Source organism: Halomonas sp. NO4 (assembly GCF_010994375.1).
Lineage (GTDB): Bacteria > Pseudomonadota > Gammaproteobacteria > Pseudomonadales > Halomonadaceae > Halomonas.
Map to the genome: position 1 here is coordinate 35,187 of NZ_WHMA01000008.1, position 15,269 is coordinate 50,455.

A 15,269-nucleotide genomic window follows, 5' to 3' on the forward strand; every position below is an offset into this window, starting at 1 on the left:
CGTTGCAGCTGGGCCCAGTCTACGCGACGCACCGGCATCTCTACCCCCTGCCAAAGTCTAAGATAGCTCACCTTGCCAAACGGCATGAATCGATCCAGCATGAAAATCATCGCTGGTGACACGATTCAGCTTACCGTAAATAACCGCCATTGCCGACACTCAACGCACCCCATGGCGTGCCGGCTGGAAGGAGAGTCCCATGCTGACCCTAAGCCCGGAAGACATCCGCCTCGACTGCCAGGCCGCGGACTGGCGCGCCGCCCTGGAGCAGGCCGCCGAGTCGCTGCATGCCGCCGAACTGGTGACCCCCGCCTACCGCGACGGCCTCTTCGCCCGCGAGGCACAGTCTTCCACCTTTCTCGGCAGCGGCATCGCCATCCCCCACGGCACCGCCGATAGCCGCACCCAGGTGCGCGCCACCGGCATCCGGGTGCTGCAGTTCCCGGCCGGCGTGGAGTGGCACGACGGCAACCGCGTTCACGTCCTGGTGAGCATCGCCGCCCAGAGTGACGAACACCTGGGCATCCTGCGCCAGCTCACCCACGTGCTCGACGACGAGAACGTCGCCGAGCGCCTGGCCGCGGCCGAGTCCACCGAGGAGATCGCCACCCTGCTCTCCAAAGCGGTGGTCGAGGCGCGCCTGGACGCCGACACCCTCTGCCTGGGGTTTCCCGCCCGCGACATCCGCGAGCTGGCCCTGGCCGGTGCCGCTCGCCTGCGCCAGCTCGGCTGCGTGGGCAGCGACTTCGTTGCCGCCCTGGCCGAGCACGCCCCAGTGCGCCTGGGCCAGGGCTTGTGGCTGGCCTCCAGCCACCGCGGCGTCGAGGCGCCGGCGCTCGCCCTGGCCACCCCCGAGACGGCACTGCGCGAGGCGGACGAGGCAGTCACCGGGGTGTTCAGCCTCGCCGCCGACGGCGAGGCCCATCGGGGCCTGCTCGAGCGCCTCCTGGCCCTGCTGGATAGCGACGCCGGCGAGAGCCTGCGCGGCGCCGACGCCGCCACCGTGCTGGCACGGCTCGCCGGCGAGTCGGCCACCGCCCACACCCGGCTGGCCCGGGTGCTCAACGCCCACGGCCTGCACGCCCGCCCCGCCAAGCAGTTGGTGCAGGTGGCCCGTGAGCAGGCCGTGCCCGTCCGCGTGCGACTCGCCGAGGGCGGCGGGCAGGCGGTGTCGGCGGCCAGCCTCACCAAGGTGATCAACCTCGGCGCCCGGCGCGGCCAGCAGCTCGCCTTCTCCGCCGAAGGCGACGGCGCCGAGGCGGCGCTCGCCGCCGTGTGCCAGGCCGTCGAGGGCGGCCTCGGCGAGTCGGTGCGGCCCTTCGACGAGAGCCGCGAGCACGTCGCCCCGCGCGAGGACGACACCCCGCCCCCCGAGCCGCTGCCCGCCGACGCGCCCCATCCGGGTATCGCCGCCTCGCCGGGGCTCGCCATCGCGCCGGCCTTCGTGTTCACCACGCCGCGCTTCGACTATCCAGAGCGGGCCGACGACCCCGCCGCCGAGACGCGCCGCCTGGAGGCGGCGATCCGCGAGGGGGCCGAACAGCTCGAGGCGCTGGTGCGCGAGGCCCGCGGCGGCGAGGTGGCGCAGATACTGGCCATGCACGAGGAGATGCTGGAAGACCCCGAGCTGTATCAGGCCGCCCGCGAGGGCATCCAGGAAGGCCGCTCCGCCGAGGCCGGCTGGTGGGAGGCCATCGACACGGCCGCCCGCGCCCAGGCGAGGCTCGCCGACCCCTTGCTCGCCGAGCGCGCCGCCGACCTGCGCGACGTGGGGCGCCGCGTGCTGGGCATCCTGTGCGACGTCAAGCTGCCCGACCCGCCGGATCACCCCTACATCCTGGTCACCGACGACATCGGCCCCTCCGACGTGGCCCGCCTCGATACCCGCCGCGTGCGCGGCCTGCTCACCGCCCGCGGCGGCGCCACCGCCCACAGCGCGATTCTCGCCCGGGCGCTGGGCATCCCCGCCGTGGTGGGCGCCGGGGCGCGAGTGATGACCCTGACCGACGGCACCGAACTGATCCTCGACGGCGAGCGCGGGCGCATCACGCCGAGCCCCTCCGCCGAGCGGCGCGAGGCCGCCGAGCAGCGTCTGGCCGAGCGCGAGCGTCGCGAGGCCGAGGCCTGGGAAGCACGCTTCGGCGAGGCGCGCACCCGCGACGGCCACCGCGTCGAGGTGGCCGCCAACCTGGGCAACACGGCACATGCCCTGGACGCCGTGGAACGCGGCGCCGAGGGGGTGGGGCTGCTGCGCACCGAATTTCTGTTCATGGCCCACGCCAAGCTGCCCGACCTCGACACCCAGATCGCCGAGTACCGCGAGGCCCTCGACGCCCTGGACGGCCGCCCCCTGGTGGCGCGCACCCTGGACGTGGGCGGCGACAAGCCGCTGCCCTACTGGCCGGTGCCCCAGGAGGCCAATCCCTTCCTCGGCCTGCGCGGCATCCGCCTGACGCTGACCCGCCCCGAGGTACTCGAGACCCAGCTGCGCGCCCTGCTGCTGGCCGCTGTCGGCAAGCCGCTGCGCATCATGCTGCCGATGGTCAAGGACGTCGCCGAATTCCGCGCCGCCCGCGAGATCGTCGACCGCCTGCTCGCCGAGATCCCCGCCGAACAGCGTGCCAGCAACCTGCAGCTCGGGGTGATGATCGAGGTGCCCTCCTGCGCCCTGCTGGCGCCGAGCCTGGCCGCCGAGGCGGACTTCTTCTCGGTGGGTACCAACGACCTGACCCAGTACACCCTGGCCATCGACCGCGACCACCCCGAGCTCTCCGCCCAGGCCGACGGCCTGCACCCGGCGGTGCTCAAGCTGATCGAGATGACCGTGGCCGCCGCCCACGCCCAGGGCAAGTGGGTCGGGGTGTGCGGCGAGCTGGCCAGTGACGCCACCGCCGTGCCGGTGCTGGTGGGCCTTGGCGTCGACGAACTGTCGGTGAGTGCCCGCCAGGTGCCGCTGGTCAAGGCGCGCCTCGCCGAATTCGACCTGACGGAGGCGCGCGCCCAGGCCGAACTGGCGCTCGCCCAACCCACCAGCGAGGCGGTTCACGACGCCCTGGAGGTGCGCTGATGGCCCGCGTACTGACCCTCACTCTCAACCCGGCGCTGGATCTCTCCATTGGCCTCGAGCGCCTCGAGCCCGGCGCAGTCAACCGCACCCGCGAGACCCACCTCGCCGCCGCCGGCAAGGGCGTCAACGTGGCCCGGGTGCTGGTGGCGCTGGGCCACGACGTCACGGTGTCGGGTTTTCTCGGCACCGACAACGACGGCCCCTTCCTGCGCGCCTTCGAGGCCCTGGGCGTGGAGGACGCCTTCCTGCGCGTGCCCGGCGAGACGCGCATCAATGCCAAACTGGCCGAGGCCGATGGCCGGGTCACCGACATCAACGGCCCCGGCGCCACCATCGGTGAGGCTGCCTGGCAGCGCCTGCTCGACGGCCTCGACACGCGCCTGGCCGACGCGCACCGCCGCCCCGACGCCGTGGTGATCGCCGGCAGCCTGCCGCCGGGAGTGACCCCGGACCACCTCGCCGGCCTGGTCAACCGCCTGCGCGGCGCCGGGCTGCCGGTGTGGGTCGACACCAGCGGCGAGGCGCTCACCGCCGCCATCGCCGCGCACCCCACCGCGGTCAAGCCCAACGAGCACGAGCTGGCCGCCTGGGCCGGCCAGGACCTGGCCAGCGCCGAGGCGCGCCTCAAGGCGGCCCTGCGCCTCTACGCCGGGGGCGTCGAGGAGGCGCTGCTCTCCGCCGGCCCCGAGGGCGTGCTCTGGGTGAGCCGCCGCGGCGCCTGGCAGGCCGTGCCGCCGCGCCTCGCCGTGGTGAGCACGGTGGGCGCCGGCGACACCCTCCTCGCCGCGCTGCTGCACGGCGTGCTCTCGGGGCACACCGCCGAGCAGGCGCTGCGCCTGGCTACGGCGCTCTCCGCCGAATCCGTCCGTCATGTCGGCGTGGGCGACGCCCGCGCCGCCGACTTCCCGCAACTCCAACAACAGACCCGCGTGCGGCGTCTCAATGACGTCGATGCCAGCGCGGGGGGAGCCTACGCATGAACGCCATCCTCATCACCGCCTGCCCCAGCGGCATGGCCACCACCTTCCTCGCCGCGCGCCGTCTGGAACAGGCCGCCGGTCGCCTCGGCTGGCAGGTCCAGGTCGAGATGCACAGCGAGCTCGAACCGCTGACGCCGGTCAGCGCCGAGGCGATCGCCGCCGCCGACCTGGTCGTGGTCGCCGCCGACCACGTGCCAGCGCCGCAGCGCTTTGCCGGCAAGCGCCTCTTCCAGGCCCCTGTCGGCGAGGCGCTGCCCGACCCGCAGGCCTTCCTCGAGCGCGCCGACCGCGAGGCGGCCGAGTACACCCCGCCCAGCGAGGACGAGACGCCCCTCACTCAGCAGGCCGCCGCCCACCGGGACGCCGGCCGCAAGATCGTCGCCGTGACCGCCTGCCCCACCGGCGTGGCCCACACCTTCATGGCCGCCGAGGCACTGAGTGAGGCGGGCAAGGCGCTCGGCCACGCCATCCGCGTGGAGACCCAGGGCTCGGTGGGCGCCCAGGATGCCCTCACCGACGACGAGATTGCCGAGGCCGATGTGGTGATACTGGCCTGCGACATCGAGGTCGACCCCACCCGTTTCGCCGGCAAGCGTGTCTACCGCACCTCCACCGGCAATGCGCTCAAGAAACCCAAGCCGACCATCGAGGCGGCCCTCGAACAGGCCCAGGTGGAGGGCGCCAGTGCCGCGGCCCAGGACGGCGGCCAGGCGAAGACGAGCGTCAAGGAGAAGGGGGTCTACAAGCACCTGCTCACGGGGGTCTCCTTCATGCTGCCCATGGTGGTGGCCGGGGGCCTGCTCATCGCCCTCTCCTTCGTGTTCGGCATCGAGGCCTTCCAGGAGGAAGGCACGCTCGCCGCGGCGCTGATGCAGATCGGCGGCGGCACGGCGTTTGCGCTGATGATCCCGGTGCTCGCCGGCTACATCGCCTACTCCATCGCCGACCGCCCCGGCATCGCGCCGGGTATGATCGGCGGCATGCTGGCCTCGGAGATCGGTGCCGGCTTCATCGGCGGCATCCTCGCCGGCTTCCTGGCCGGCTATATCGCCAAGGCGGTAGCAACCCACGTCAAGCTGCCAGCGAGCGTCGAGTCGCTCAAGCCGATCCTGATCATCCCGCTGGTGGCGAGTTTGGTGACAGGGCTTATCATGATCTATGTGATCGGCGAGCCGGTGGCCGGCCTGCTGGCTGCCCTGACCGCCTTTCTCGAGAACATGGGCTCGGCCAACGCCGTACTGCTGGGCATCCTGCTCGGCTCGATGATGTGCTTCGATCTGGGCGGGCCGGTCAACAAGGCCGCCTACACCTTCGGCGTGGGCCTGCTCGCCTCCGAGACCTACGGCCCCATGGCGGCGATCATGGCCGCGGGCATGGTGCCGGCCATCGGCATGGGCATTGCCAGCTTCGTCGCCAAGGCCAAGTTCTCGGAGCCGGAGCGCGAGGCGGGCAAGGCGTCGTTCGTGCTGGGCTTCTGCTTCATCACCGAAGGCGCTATCCCCTTTGCGGCCAAGGACCCGCTGCGGGTGATCCCGGTGTCCATTGTGGGCGGGGCCATCACCGGTGCGCTCTCCATGCTGGTCGGCGCCCAGCTGATGGCGCCTCACGGTGGTATCTTCGTGCTGCTGATTCCCAACGCCATCACGCCGGTGGTGCTCTACCTCGGGGCTATCATCGCCGGCTCTCTGGTCACCGGGCTCGGCTACGCGGCGCTCAAGCGGAGTGCCACGCCGGTGGCGGTCACCGCCAACGCCTGAGCCCGCACCATCACGGGCAGGCCGAGAGCTGCCCGTGATGTTCACCTCACCGACTCACTACCTGGAGCGCCTCATGTTCCACCTCACTCGCAGTGTCACCTGGCAGGCGCTCAAGCGTCTGCACACCGAAACCCAGAACGACCGTATCGCCGACTACTTCGCCGCCGACCCGCAGCGCTTCGAGAAGATGAGCCTGCGCGTGGGCGGACTCTTTCTCGACTACTCCAAGCACCAGGTCTCGGAAGCCGTGCTCGACACCCTGATCGAGCTGGCCGAACACTCGGCGCTGGTGCAGCGCCGTGCGCAGATGTTCTCCGGCGACATCATCAACGTCACCGAGGACCGGCCGGTGCTGCATACGGCCCTGCGTACCCTCGGCGAGGGGCCGCTGATGGTCGACGGCAAGGACGTGATGCCGGAGATCCAGCGCACCCGCGAGCAGATCCAGCGCTTCTCCGAGGCGGTGCGCAGCGGTGAATGGAAGGGCTATAGCGGCCAGCGGATCAAGGACGTGGTCAACATCGGCATCGGCGGCTCGGACCTCGGCCCCAATATGGCCAGCCGGGCGCTGCTCAAGTATCGCCACGGCGACCTCAACTTCCACTTCGTCTCCAACGTCGACGGCACCCACATCCAGAAGGTGCTCAACCGCCTCGACCCAGCCACCACGCTGTTCATCGTCTCCACCAAGACTTTCTCCACCCAGGAGACGCTGCTCAACGCCAAGACCGCCAAACGCTGGTTCCTGGAGAACGCCGGCGAGGACGCCGACGTGGGGGCGCACTTCGTCGCCGCCTCGACCAACAGCAAGGCGGCCATGGAGTTCGGCATCCGCGAAGAGAACGTCTTCGAATTCTGGGCCTGGGTCGGCGGGCGCTACTCCATGTGGTCCTCCATCGGCCTGCCCATTGCGCTCTCCATCGGCTACGACGGCTTCATGGAGATGCTCGAGGGCGCCTACGAGATGGACCAGCACTTCCTCAAGGCCCCCTTCCGCGACAACATGCCGGTGCTGATGGCGCTGATCGGCATCTGGTACATCAATTTCCACGGCGCCGAGACCCACGCCATCGTGCCCTACGACCAGGCCCTGCATCAGCTGCCCGCCTTCCTGCAGCAGCTCGACATGGAGTCCAACGGCAAGTCGGTGGATATCTTCGGCCACCCGGTGGACTACAAGACCGGACCCATCGTGTGGGGCCAGACCGGCTCCAACGGCCAGCACGCCTTCTTCCAGCTGCTCCACCAGGGCACCCGCTACGTGCCCATCGACTTCATCGCCTCGCTCAAGCCGGAGCCGGGCTTCGAGGAGCACCACTTCGCCCTGCTCACCAACATGCTCGCCCAGGCCAACGCCTTCATGGAGGGCAGCCAGAAGGGCGGCCAGCTCGACCCCTACAGCTGCCCGGGCAACCGCCCGTCGAGCACCCTGCTGCTCGACGAGCTGTCGCCGCGCAACCTCGGCGCGCTGATCGCGCTCTACGAGCACAAGGTGTTCGTGCAGGGGGTGATCTGGAACATCAACTCCTTCGACCAGTGGGGCGTGCAGCTGGGCAAGCAGATCGCCGGCGAGATCAGCAGCCGCATCGACGCCCACAGCCAGGACTTCGATGCCTCCACCCAGGGGCTGCTGGCACTGGTGCGCGGCCACTTCCCCGACGCGGGGCGGACCGAGGCCGCCGAGCCCCCGGCCGCCAAGGAGAAGTCGCGCAAGGCGCGCTCCCGGACCTAGGCGGATGGCGAGCGGGAAGCGTGCCTCCCCGCTCGCCGGAGGACTGGCGATTCTCGTCAGGCTGGTCAAGAACCGCCACAAGAATGGCGGCCACTACTCGGTGCACGCCAACGTGTCGCCGTCCAGCCGCCAGGCAGCGAAGCGCACGGCACGCGATGCCCGGGCGGAGTGGAAGGCATTCTGACCCGGCATCACGGCAAAAAACCCGGCCACGGGGGCCGGGTGCAAGGACGGCCAGGCCGTCGAGAGAGCACAGGGGAGCTCTGGCAGAAAAGCGCGGTACAGTACTCAGTGGTGGAAGCGCTCGGCCACCTCGCGGGCCAGTTGGCGGATGCCGTTCCAGTCCTCGGCGGCGACCAGCGACTTGGGCGTGAGCCAGGAGCCGCCCACGCACATGACGTTCTTCAGCGCCAGGTAGTCATCGGCATTGTCGAGGTTGATGCCGCCGGTGGGGCAGAAGCGCGCCTCGGGAATGGGGCCGGCGAAGGCCTTGAGCGCCTTGACGCCACCGCTCGCCTCGGCGGGGAAGAACTTGAAACGCCGGTAGCCGTACTGCCAACCGGTCATCAGCTCGGAGACGGTGGCCACGCCGGGCAGCATGGGCACGGGGCTGCCCACGCCGTAGCGGTAGAGCGCCTCGGTGGTCCCCGGCGTCACCACGAAGTCGGCCCCCACCTGCTCGGCCTGGCGGTACTGCGCCGGGGTGAGCACGGTGCCCACGCCAATGCTGGCCTGGGGCAGCGCCTCGTTGATGCGGCGGATCGCCTCCAGGGCGCAGTCGGTGCGCAGGGTCACCTCAAGCACGGAGAGGCCACCCTCGAAGAGGGCGCGAGCCAGGGGCACGGCCTCCTCCACCCGCTCGATGGCAATTACCGGAATCACCTCGGCCTTGAGGCAGATGCTGTCGAGTTCGGTGGTGCGCGTGGATGGCAGCTGTTTTTCGATGGTCATGGCAAGCACTCCAGAAAGGGGCGGTGGTAACGATCAGGGGGCCCAGTAGACCGCCAGCGGACAGGAAAGGAAGGCGCGGATGGGCAGCTCGCGACTGTCGTCGCCGGCGAGCGCCTGTGCCAGCACGGCGCGCTTGTCGTCGCCGGTGATGTGCAGCACGTGACGCCGCGCCTGATGGAGTCGATCGGCGCTCAGGGTGAGGCGCGGCTGGGGCTGGCTCGGCGTGCGCACCGCCACCGCGGCCTCGGCCGTGGCGAGCGCCAGCGCCAGCTCCTGGCTGTCGGGGAAGAGCGAGGCGGTGTGGCCGTCGCCGCCCATGCCCAGCACCACCAGGCTGGCCGGCCAGGCCAGCCGCTCGAGCCGCTCGGTCACCTCGGCAACCCCCTGCTCGGGGGTGTCATCGGCCGTGGTCAAGGGCACGAAGGTCGCCGCCGCGGCCGGGCCCTGCAGCAGGTGCTCGCGCACCAGGCGGGCGTTGCTCTGAGCATCGTCCTCGGCCACCCAGCGCTCGTCGGCCAGGGTCACCTCGACGCGCTCCCAGGGCAGCTTGGCCCCGGAGAGTGCCTGGAAGAAAGGCACCGGGGTGGAGCCGCCGGAGACCACCAGCAGCGCCCGCTCGCCGTTGGCCAGGTCGGTGCGCAGCGCCTCGGCAGCGGCTTCGGCGAGCTGGCTGGCTAGCTTGTCGCGGGGGGATGCGTTCATGTCAGTCGTCCTCGTACCAGCTGCGGCCACCCTGGGGGATCATGGCGGCCTTGCAAGAGCCGCCACCGGCTTCAGGGGCCGGCCGCGCTTCTGCAATGGTCTTCATACTCAATAGTCTTCATACCAGCTGCGGCCATCCTGAGTGATCATGGCGATGGAAGCCACCGGCCCCCAGGAGCCGGCGGGATAGCGCCGCGGCGCCTCGCCGAGATCCTCCCAGGCGGCGATCAGGCTGTCGCACCAGCGCCAGGCGTGCTCCACCTCGTCGCGGCGCACGAACAGGTACTGGCGCCCCTTCATCACCTCGAGCAGCAGCCGCTCGTAGGCGTCGGGAATCCGCGTCTTGGGGAAGGCGCTGCTGAAGTCCAGGTGCAGCGGCCCGCGGCGCAGGCGCATGCCCTTGTCGAGGCCGCTGTCCTTGGTCAGCACCTCGAGCGCGATGCCCTCGTCGGGCTGCAGGCGGATCACCAGCTTGTTGGCGGCCAGGTTGCGCTGGTCCGGATCGAAGATGTAGTGCGGCTGCTGGCGGAAGTGGATGATGATCTGCGAGAGCTTCTCGGGCAGGCGCTTGCCGGTGCGAATGTAGAACGGCACCCCCGCCCAGCGCCAGTTGGCCACCCCGGTCTTCATGGCCACGAAGGTCTCGGTGGCGCTGTGCCGGTTGGCTCCCTCCTCCTCCAGGTAGCCGGGCACGCCGGCCCCGTCGATGGTACCGGCGATGTACTGGCCGCGCACCACGTCGCGCCCCAGGGCCGCCTCGCTGAACGGCTGCAGTGCCTTGAGCACTTTGACCTTCTCATCGCGGATGGCGTCGGCGTCGAGGTTGGCCGGGGGATCCATGGCGATCAGGCAGACCAGCTGCAGCAGGTGATTCTGCACCATGTCGCGCAGTTGGCCGGCGTCGTCGAAGTAGCCCCAGCGCCCCTCGATGCCCACTTTCTCGGCCACGGTGATCTCCACGTGCGAGATGTGGTTCTGGTTCCACTGGGTGCCGAACAGCGGGTTGGCGAAACGCAGCGCGATCAGGTTCTGGACGGTCTCCTTGCCCAGGTAGTGGTCGATGCGATAGATCCGCGACTCGGGAAAGACCGCGCCGATGGCGTCGTTGATCTCGGCGGAGGAGTCGAGGTCGTAGCCAATGGGCTTCTCGACCACCACGCGGCTCTGATCATCGAGGCTGCCGCTGGCCTCGAGGTGGCGGCAGATATCGCCATACAGGTTCGCCCCCACCGCCAGGTAGACCACCAGCGGCCGCTCGGCGCCCTCCTGGCGCCACTCGCGGATCGCTGCATAGCCTTCCTCGGTGGTGAAGTCGAGCTGGCAATAGTCGAGGCGGGCGAGAAAGCGCTCCAGGGCCTGGCGGTCGAGCTCGGCGGCCTTGACGTGGGTCGTCAATGCCGCCTCCACCTCCTTGCGGAAGCCGTCGGCATCCAGCGGCTGGCGCGCCAGCCCCAGCAGGCGCGTGGCATCGGACAGCAACCCCTCGCGGTCCAGGTGGTAGAGCGCCGGGTAGAGCTTGCGCTGCGACAGATCGCCCAGCGCCCCGAAGAGGGCCAGATCGATGGCGGGGCGAATCTCCTCGGCTGACCGCGTGGTTGCGTTCATGTCGGCTCCCATCTGGTTAATTTACCAAAAAAGTACGCCACGAGCGGGGCGAAGTGCAATCTTTTCTGTAATTTTACTCCAAATTTACCCTGCTGCGATCCTGGTTCGCACGATCTCGATGCCTCGCGCTAGCATAGCGGGAGAAATGTCGTAAAATCACCACATCAATAGTGCTCTCAGGCGCCACCTGCCGCCGTTCACCCCTTGCTGTCACGGAGACACCTCCTCATCATGGCCCATCACGACCTGCTCCAGCGCATTCGCCGGCGACTCGACGAGCTCAACCGTTCCGAACGCAAGGTAGCCGACGTGATTCTCGCCGACCCGGCCCGCGCCACGGGACTCAGCATCGCCAGCCTGGCACAGGCCGCCGCGGTCAGCGAGCCCACGGTCAACCGCTTCTGCCGCAGCTTCGATGCCAAGGGCTATCCGGACTTCAAAATCAAGCTGGCCCAGAGCCTGGCCGGCGGCACCCCCTACGTCAGCCAGTCGGTGGAGCCCAGCGACGACGCCGCGGCCTACACCGGCAAGATCTTCGGCGCCACCATCGCCGCCCTGGACCAGGCGCGCCGCGAGATCGACCCCGCCAAGGTCGAGCGCATGGTCGACTACCTCACCCAGGCCAAGCAGATCCACTTCTTCGGCCTGGGCGCTTCCGGCGCAGTGGCCCAGGACGCCCAGCACAAGTTCTTCCGCTTCAACCTGCCGGTCACTTCCTACGTCGACGTGCTGATGCAGCGCATGATCGCCGCCGCCTGCCACACCGGCGACGTGGTGGTGGTGATCTCCTGGACGGGCCGCACCCGCGAGCTGGTCGACATCGCCCGTCTCGCGCGCGAGTCAGGCGCCGTGGTGCTGGGCATCACCGCCCCGGCGTCGCCGCTGGCCCGCGAGTGCACCGAAAGCCTCGAAGTGCCCACCCCCGAGGACACCGACTACTACATGCCGATGACCTCGCGAATGATCCAGCTGGCGCTGATCGACGTGCTCGCCACCGGGGTCACCCTGCGCCGCGGCGAGGACTTCCTCACCCACCTGAAGAAGATCAAGGATAGCCTCAAGGAGACGCGCTATCCGGCACAAGGATAGTCTAGTGCAAGAGGCTTCTAGTGCAGTCGAGATAGAGGGCGCTGCGTGGTGGATGTTACCTCGCAGCGCGTTGAGGAGGGATTAAGGCAGTTGGCGATGCAGTTCTGCTACCAGTTCATCAATGTTTTCTCGTATGGCTATGTCCATGCTGCCACCGAAAGCCCCGATGGATAAATCCGTGTCGCTCGCCAACTGCAACAGCTTGGTACTGTCCTCGGCGCGCCGTATGGCCAGCACAGTACGTACCATACCCTTTCCAGCGCCGAAACCAATCCAGTAACGCTTGGCCCGACTGCCATAGGTAATGTTCATGTGGGTCTCTACCACCAACGCATCGGGACCTTCGACCGACGCTGCATCCACCAATTGATAGAAGCCCGAGTCCTGAATCACGCCACGAATGCGGTGAGTGGCATAGTCACTGAACTCCCGATTCAGGCGTAGGTGGTTGTTCTCCTGCTCAGTTGAGTTGACCTCCACCTCAAGCACCTGAACCCATGGATATTCATCAAGTCCGGCTGCCGCCTGGTCAGTCCTCACATGCGCAGTGCCACAACCAGCGAGGAGCAGCAACAGACAGCCAATCATTATTGCTCTCAACATCCCTCATACCTCTCCTTGGTGAACCCCGTTTTGCCTTAGTGACAGCCACTTGAAGGCACAAGGCAACTCATCGGCAATACATCAGAAAACTTTAATCCGAAAGTTGCGACTCAAGCCGGGTTGGGGGTCGCCCGGTTTTCCGGTAATATCACGCTCCACTCAACTGGCTCTCTTTGGTCATGGAACGACTGTGCCTCAGCGACTGGCGTGGCTGGCATGGTGGGGCAACCCGCTCGCTACCGCCCACTCAGCACCGGCTATCCGATTTCGATCGCCCCGGCAACTCATTGCCGGGCATGCTGCGCCGACGACTGGATGAAACCGGTCGCGCCGTCTGCGACATCCTGGCAGCACTGGACCCGGAAGCTCGTTACCCGCTGATTCACGCCTCCCGTCATGGCGATGCCCGCCATACGCTTGCCATGCTGGAAGCGCTGGCCGCCGGGGAGCCCCCATCACCGACTCGGTTTTCCATGTCCGTGCACAATGCGGTACTGGGCGTTCACTCCATTGCCCAGCAGCACCGTCGTCCCCTACAGGCACTTGGCGCCTGCGGCCAGGAGTTCGACGCCCTGCTGGTAGAGGCCACCGGCTACCTTGCCGAGGGCCACCCTTCAGTCGTTATCGCCCTTTCGGAAGGCGCCCTTCCTGAAGCGTATGCTGACCATGTGCGCCATCCCGGTATCCCCTGCGCGGTAGGCCTGCGCCTGTCCAGGGAGAGCGGCAGTGCCCTGGTGGCCACAAAGGGTTCGGGGTCGGGGTCGGTCGACCCAGATCCGCTGGACGTCATGGAGTGGCTTGCTGGCGCCACGTCGGTTCTCGAGGGACGTCAACGCTGGCACCTGGAGGCACCATGACCCTCGACCAGTGGCGGCGAGGCCTAGGCACCGCCATCTCTTTCCTCGCGTTCGGCATTGGCGGCGTTGCGATCGGGCTGGTCGTCGCTCCCCTCCTGCAGGTGAGCGTGCGTGACCCCGCGCGCCGGCGCCACTTGGCCCGGCGCTTTATCCAGCGGACCTTCTACGTATTCGTCACCCTGATGCGTGGCCTCGGCGTGCTCGACTACCGCTTCGAAGGCCGTGAACGACTGGCCAGACCGGGACTGCTGTTGCTGGCCAATCATCCTTGCCTGATCGACGTGGCCTTTCTGCTGGCTTACGTTCCCAACGCCGACTGCATCGTAAAGGAAGGACTCATCAAGAACCCCTTTACCCGCGGGCCGATACGCGCTGCCGGCTATATCACCAACCGGGAGCCAGAAGCCGTGCTGGATGCCGCCCGGGCCAGCCTGGCGGAAGGCAATTCACTGATCCTTTTTCCTGAGGGCACTCGTACCGTACCTGGCCGACCGATCAAGTTTCGCCGCGGTGGAGCCAATATCGCCCTGCGCACCTCGACCAACATCACGCCGGTACTGATCCGGTGCACGCCGACGACCCTGACCAAGGGTGAGCCCTGGTATCGCATTCCACCGCAGAAAGTACAAATCGACCTACGGGTGCTTGATGACCTGCCGATAGAGCAGGAAGCAGCCCAGCCGACGTGCCAACAGGCCCGGCGGCTGACCCGGTTGCTAAGCAGCCACTTCAACAGGGAACTGGAGCAATTTCACCATGAACGAGACACAACAACTGTCGCTTGACCTGAAGCGAATGATCATCGAGGCCCTCGAACTCGAAGACATCTCCCCCGATGACATAGAGGACCAAGCACCGCTGTTCGGTGAGGGACTAGGACTCGATTCCATCGACGCTCTGGAACTGGGACTTGCCCTGCAAAAGCGCTTCGGTATCAAGCTCGATGCCGAAGCCGAGGAGACGCGCCGCCACTTTGCCAGCTTGGCAGCCCTGCAGTCGCTCGTGGAGGCCCGCCGTGTCGCTTGATACTCCCTCTACCGTCAAACGGGCGGACATACTCGCCCATGTCCAAAAAACCTTGGTGGAACTCTTTGAGTTGGATGCCAACGAAGTCCAGCCTGAGGCGCGGCTCTACGAGGACCTGGATATCGACAGCATCGATGCCGTGGACCTGGTCGTCGAGCTCAAGCAGTTCACCGGACGCCGCATCAATCCCGAGGACTTCAAGTCCGTGCGCAGTATCGACGACGTGGTCACCGCCGTCGAACACCTGATGCAGGCGTGAGTCGCGCGTGCGAGGGTTCAAGCTGCTGGTCGTACCGCTGGCCTTGGCCTGGCCCCTGCTGGTGTGGGGGCTGCATGATTTGCTGGGCAGCTGGCCCTTGCTGGCCGTTGGAGCGGGACTGCTGGCCTGGCGCCTGCCAGAGGCCCGTCGGCTGGCCGCCATCGCGGCGGCCGGTCTGTTGCTGACAGGCCTTCTCGTCAATGCCGAGTTAGGTATGCGCGCCTACCCCGTCGCCATCAACGCCGTGATGCTCACTGTGTTTGCCGCCAGCCTGTGGCAGGGACCGCCGGTAATCGAACGGCTAGCCCGACTTCGCCAGCCCGACCTCCCCGAGGCAGGGGTACGCTACACACGCCGGGTGACACAGGTCTGGTGCGCATTCTTCTTCGCCAACGGGTCGATTGCCGCCTGGACCGCCTGCTGCACCAGCCTGGCAACCTGGTCACTCTACAACGGCGTCATCAGCTACGGACTGATCGCCTTGATGTTCTCCGGCGAGTGGCTTTGCCGTCGCCGGCTGCGGAGGATCTCATCGTCATGTACGTCCCTCTGACCCACCTGCCTTGGCGCCACGCCGGCCTGCAACATAGAGCACTTTCCCCGGCCTGGTGCCAGCCGAGCGCCCTGGCAGGGCCTGTCGA

Annotated in this window: 15 protein-coding genes; 11 read left to right on the plus strand and 4 right to left on the minus strand. The window is 68.0% G+C overall.

Annotated elements, in window-relative coordinates; genetic code table 11:
- Positions 1 to 199 precede the first annotated feature (199 nt).
- The 5 genes from ptsP to FEF15_RS08215 all read left to right on the plus strand — a co-directional run bounded on the left by ptsP (position 200) and on the right by FEF15_RS08215 (position 7,720).
- Positions 200 to 3,067, plus strand: coding sequence for a phosphoenolpyruvate--protein phosphotransferase (ptsP, locus tag FEF15_RS08195; protein WP_163558669.1), 2,868 nt, complete (start codon positions 200 to 202; stop codon positions 3,065 to 3,067).
- Complete coding sequence (gene pfkB, locus FEF15_RS08200; RefSeq protein ID WP_163558670.1) at positions 3,067 to 4,047, plus strand: 1-phosphofructokinase; 981 nt, start codon at positions 3,067 to 3,069, stop codon at positions 4,045 to 4,047. Before ptsP ends, pfkB begins: the two co-directional genes overlap by 1 nt.
- Positions 4,044 to 5,804 (plus strand): PTS fructose-like transporter subunit IIB, encoded by a 1,761-nt coding sequence (locus FEF15_RS08205; protein WP_163558671.1) that lies wholly within the window; start codon positions 4,044 to 4,046, stop codon positions 5,802 to 5,804. The genes pfkB and FEF15_RS08205 overlap by 4 nt, the downstream gene beginning before the upstream one ends.
- Positions 5,805 to 5,877: 73 nt before the next feature.
- A complete protein-coding gene (gene pgi, locus FEF15_RS08210; RefSeq protein ID WP_163558672.1) occupies positions 5,878 to 7,536 on the plus strand; it encodes a glucose-6-phosphate isomerase in 1,659 nt (552 codons plus the stop codon).
- 4 nt (positions 7,537 to 7,540) lie between these two features.
- Complete coding sequence (locus tag FEF15_RS08215) at positions 7,541 to 7,720, plus strand: hypothetical protein (protein WP_163558673.1); 180 nt, start codon at positions 7,541 to 7,543, stop codon at positions 7,718 to 7,720.
- Positions 7,721 to 7,824: 104 nt separating this feature from the next.
- On the opposite strand, the gene FEF15_RS08220 is transcribed toward FEF15_RS08215, so the two are convergent.
- The 3 genes from FEF15_RS08220 to zwf form a co-directional block, all read right to left on the minus strand.
- A complete protein-coding gene (locus FEF15_RS08220) occupies positions 7,825 to 8,487 on the minus strand; it encodes a bifunctional 4-hydroxy-2-oxoglutarate aldolase/2-dehydro-3-deoxy-phosphogluconate aldolase (RefSeq protein WP_163558674.1) in 663 nt (220 codons plus the stop codon).
- A 33-nt stretch (positions 8,488 to 8,520) separates the two neighbouring features.
- Entirely contained in the window at positions 8,521 to 9,189 is a 669-nt protein-coding gene (pgl, locus tag FEF15_RS08225; protein ID WP_163558675.1) for a 6-phosphogluconolactonase, read from the minus strand.
- 108 nt (positions 9,190 to 9,297) lie between these two features.
- Positions 9,298 to 10,794, minus strand: coding sequence for a glucose-6-phosphate dehydrogenase (zwf, locus tag FEF15_RS08230; RefSeq protein WP_163558676.1), 1,497 nt, complete (start codon positions 10,792 to 10,794; stop codon positions 9,298 to 9,300).
- 231 nt (positions 10,795 to 11,025) lie between these two features.
- Here zwf and FEF15_RS08235 point away from each other — a divergent pair, with 231 nt between their 5' ends.
- Positions 11,026 to 11,883: a MurR/RpiR family transcriptional regulator gene (locus FEF15_RS08235; protein ID WP_163558677.1), complete on the plus strand. Its 858-nt coding sequence runs from the start codon at positions 11,026 to 11,028 to the stop codon at positions 11,881 to 11,883.
- A gap of 81 nt (positions 11,884 to 11,964) precedes the next feature.
- Here the strand turns inward: FEF15_RS08235 and FEF15_RS08240 are convergent, their stop codons facing one another.
- Entirely contained in the window at positions 11,965 to 12,471 is a 507-nt protein-coding gene (locus tag FEF15_RS08240) for a DUF4410 domain-containing protein (protein WP_163558678.1), read from the minus strand.
- 194 nt (positions 12,472 to 12,665) lie between these two features.
- Here FEF15_RS08240 and FEF15_RS08245 point away from each other — a divergent pair, with 194 nt between their 5' ends.
- From FEF15_RS08245 to FEF15_RS08265, 5 genes are read left to right on the plus strand one after another with little or no spacing between them, the layout of a single operon-like run.
- A complete protein-coding gene (locus FEF15_RS08245; RefSeq protein WP_163558679.1) occupies positions 12,666 to 13,343 on the plus strand; it encodes a beta-ketoacyl synthase chain length factor in 678 nt (225 codons plus the stop codon).
- Positions 13,340 to 14,128 (plus strand): lysophospholipid acyltransferase family protein, encoded by a 789-nt coding sequence (locus FEF15_RS08250; RefSeq protein ID WP_163558680.1) that lies wholly within the window; start codon positions 13,340 to 13,342, stop codon positions 14,126 to 14,128. The genes FEF15_RS08245 and FEF15_RS08250 overlap by 4 nt, the downstream gene beginning before the upstream one ends.
- Entirely contained in the window at positions 14,100 to 14,369 is a 270-nt protein-coding gene (locus FEF15_RS08255) for a phosphopantetheine-binding protein (RefSeq protein ID WP_163558681.1), read from the plus strand. The genes FEF15_RS08250 and FEF15_RS08255 overlap by 29 nt, the downstream gene beginning before the upstream one ends.
- Entirely contained in the window at positions 14,287 to 14,628 is a 342-nt protein-coding gene (locus FEF15_RS08260; RefSeq protein ID WP_163558682.1) for an acyl carrier protein, read from the plus strand. The genes FEF15_RS08255 and FEF15_RS08260 overlap by 83 nt, the downstream gene beginning before the upstream one ends.
- A gap of 7 nt (positions 14,629 to 14,635) precedes the next feature.
- Entirely contained in the window at positions 14,636 to 15,181 is a 546-nt protein-coding gene (locus tag FEF15_RS08265) for a hypothetical protein (RefSeq protein WP_163558683.1), read from the plus strand.
- Positions 15,182 to 15,269: the final 88 nt, after the last annotated feature.